The organism is bacterium, assembly GCA_018812485.1.
In the GTDB taxonomy this organism is placed as follows: Bacteria; JAHJDO01; JAHJDO01; order JAHJDO01; family JAHJDO01; genus JAHJDO01.
The window spans coordinates 1-2,384 of the sequence record JAHJDO010000157.1; the positions used below are offsets into that span (position 1 = coordinate 1).

The following is a 2,384-nucleotide window of genomic DNA, read 5'->3' on the forward strand; positions in this document are numbered from 1 at the left end:
GGAAATTGTGTATTGTGTATTGTTCTTGACATAAGCTCCTGTTATAGCCTAAAAACTCACAAATTTTGGGGTGAAAATTTTCAAAAAGCACATTTGGGAGGCGGTGATTTAGTCGTGCCAGGAGTAAAAATTCGCGAAGGTGAAAAGTTCGAGCATGCGCTCAGACGCTTTAAAAAGCAGTGTGAGAAGGCAGGCATTCTTTCTGAACTGCGTACAAGACAGCATTATGAAAAACCATCCGTGAAGCGCAAAAGAAAGAGTGAAGCGGCTCGAAAGAAGCGTCAGAGAGGTTACTGAAAGTGACCTCATTCCTATTCGCAAGTTAGGAGTAGGGGGGAGGCCCTTCAAAAGGGGCTTTTAACTTGTCGTTCCAGCTATTTAATTTTAATCAATGAGTTCAGAGGGGTGCTTATGTCTCTTGTTCAGCGCATTACATCGGATATGAAAGAGGCGTTGAAGAGCAAGGACCAGCTTCGTCTTAGCGTCCTCAGGATGGCAAAGGCCGCAGTTCAGAATTATGTGATCAGCAAGAGAACGTCGGGGCAAAGCCAGCCTGCAGATGATCTCAATGATGATGGCGTTATCACCGTCTTGTCATCGATGATTAAACAGCGTCAGGAATCGGTTGATATCTATAGAACACACGGCGATGAGAAAAAGGCCTCTCAGGAAGAGGCTGAAGTTGCGATATTGAGAGAATATATGCCATCACAGCTCGGAGATGATGAACTTAAGAAACTTGTCGAAGAGGCGATAGCTGAGGCTAATGCATCTTCGCCAAAGGAGATGGGGCTTGTGATGAAGGCGCTGATGCCCAAGGTTAAGGGTAAAGCAGATGGCAAAAGGGTGAGTGAGGCTGTGAAGAAGTACCTCGTTCAGAGGTAGATGGGTTTATTGTAGGGGCAGGTTTTAAACCTGCCCTAAAATAATGTGTGGGCGGGTTTGAAACCCGCCCCTACGAAAAATAGAACACTGCATTCATGATAAATAAACCTCTAATTGAAGAGATAAGAGAGAGAATTCCTATTTCCTCCTTTATCGGGGAGCGGGTTACCCTGAAAAAGGCAGGACGTAATTTTAAGGGACTCTGTCCCTTTCATTCTGAAAAGACCTCATCCTTTATAGTGAGCGACGAAAAACAGATATTCCACTGCTTCGGCTGCGGCGAAGGGGGCGATGTTTTCCGCTTTCTTATGAAGTTCGACAACATTTCCTTTATTGAAGCAGTAAAACAGTTAGCCTCGCTTGCCGGGATAACAATCCCTGAGGATAACAAATTTGCGCGCAGAGAGGACGCCGAGCTTGAAAAGAAAAGAGAGCTTTTCTTTCGCCTGAATAAGGTCGCGGCTGAGTTTTTTTCAAAAAATCTGGAGTCGGGAGAAAGTTCCGATAAAGTTCGAAAATATTTGAATGAAAGAGGCATAAAAACTGAATTTTTTAAGCAACTTTTGCTTGGAGCAACCGACAATAATTGGGAGGCATTGACAACTGAATTGAAGAGGATAAAGGCACCGCTTGATATGGCTGCAGAGTTAGGATTGATAAGGGTGAGAGCGAACGGGACATATTACGATTTTTTTCGCAGCAGGCTCATCTTTCCGATAGTGAGTCAGCGCGGTGAGATCATAGGTTTTGGTGGGAGGGCACTCGAAGATGGAGAAGATGCCAAGTATATAAACTCCCCAGATTCGATCATTTATAATAAAAGCAGTTCCGTCTACGGATTGGAGAGCGCGCATCGGGATATCAGGCTCAAAGATGCTGTGATTCTGGTTGAAGGATATTTCGATGTTGTAAGTTTGAAGCTCAGTGGAATTGAAAATGTCGTCGCGCCACTTGGAACAGCGATAACAGTTTCTCACTTGAGACTTCTCTCGCGGTTCAGCAAAAATATGATTTTGATCTTCGACGGTGACGATGCGGGAGTCAATGCGGCATTAAGATCTCTGCCTCTGTTCGTCGAACAAAAGCTCATACCGAAGGCAGTATTGTTGCCACGCGGTGAGGATCCCGACACGATGATTCAGAAGGAAGGTAAAGAAAAATTTTTGCATCGCATCGAAAGTGCAGTTACGCTCTTTGAATTTTTTATCGACCGGATAGCTTCAAAATGTGGAAAGGATACTTCAGCTAAGGTCGAGGCGGTAACAAAGGTCGGAAAGCTTTATAACCTGCTCACCGACCCGGTTGAGAAGAGCATCTATCGCAAACGTCTCAGTCAGGCCCTTGGGCTTGACGAGAACGTAGTCGGCGAGCGCCTGGGAGATTCGAGAGGGAGGATAGAGATCAGATCTTTTGAAAAGAGGAAGATCGTGGAATCATCCCCAATATCTGCGGAGAGATTGTTGATCGAATCACTGCTGAGAGATACTGGTAAGATGAGA

3 protein-coding genes are annotated in these 2,384 nt (G+C 45.1%); all 3 read left to right on the forward strand.

Translation table 11 applies throughout. The features are described 5' to 3' along the window. Positions 1-114 precede the first annotated feature (114 nt). Positions 115-297, forward strand: coding sequence for a 30S ribosomal protein S21 (rpsU, locus tag KKC91_12670; GenBank protein ID MBU0479396.1), 183 nt, complete (start codon positions 115-117; stop codon positions 295-297). Between the two features lie 114 nt (positions 298-411). Continuing rightward, on the forward strand, positions 412-885 hold the full coding sequence (locus KKC91_12675) for a GatB/YqeY domain-containing protein (GenBank protein ID MBU0479397.1): 474 nt from the start codon (positions 412-414) through the stop codon (positions 883-885). A gap of 95 nt (positions 886-980) precedes the next feature. Next, the coding region (gene dnaG / locus KKC91_12680; GenBank protein ID MBU0479398.1) for a DNA primase at positions 981-2,384 on the forward strand (1,404 nt) is incomplete at its 3' end.